Source organism: Dawidia cretensis (assembly GCF_018598175.1).
In the GTDB taxonomy this organism is placed as follows: domain Bacteria; phylum Bacteroidota; class Bacteroidia; order Cytophagales; family Cyclobacteriaceae; genus Ohtaekwangia; species Ohtaekwangia cretensis.
This window is the reverse complement of record NZ_JAHESE010000152.1, coordinates 1-335: the sequence shown is the minus strand read 5'-3', so window position 1 is coordinate 335 and position 335 is coordinate 1. Positions and strand designations below refer to the sequence as shown.

Below are 335 nucleotides of genomic sequence, written 5' to 3'. Positions count from 1 at the left end.
CCTTTTCCTCATGAGGATACATCGGCCTACTATTGCTACGAGCTGGTCTCGGGCCGTCCAACCACGTTGGCCGCCCTGCAGGCCCGGATGCAACATGATTTGCATGGGCAATTTCCCTGGCGGGCGCGATGGGAAAAACAGGTGAGACGTTGTTTGGTATTTACCGCCACCGACACCGCGCGGTTGCGTTATACCGGTGGCCGCGTCATGCTGAATATAAACGATGCTGACTTTCAGGTCACTAAAGTGAGCATTACCGATATGCTGGAATATTTGGAAGCAGGCACCCGCTATGCCATTCAGTCGTATCCGCTGGTCGACGAGACACGCTATCA

At 54.3% G+C, this 335-nt stretch carries 1 protein-coding gene; it reads left to right on the top strand.

Annotated features, from left to right (window positions below; genetic code table 11):
• A partial coding sequence (locus KK062_RS30155) for a hypothetical protein (protein ID WP_254088097.1) occupies positions 1–335 on the top strand: 335 nt, incomplete at both ends.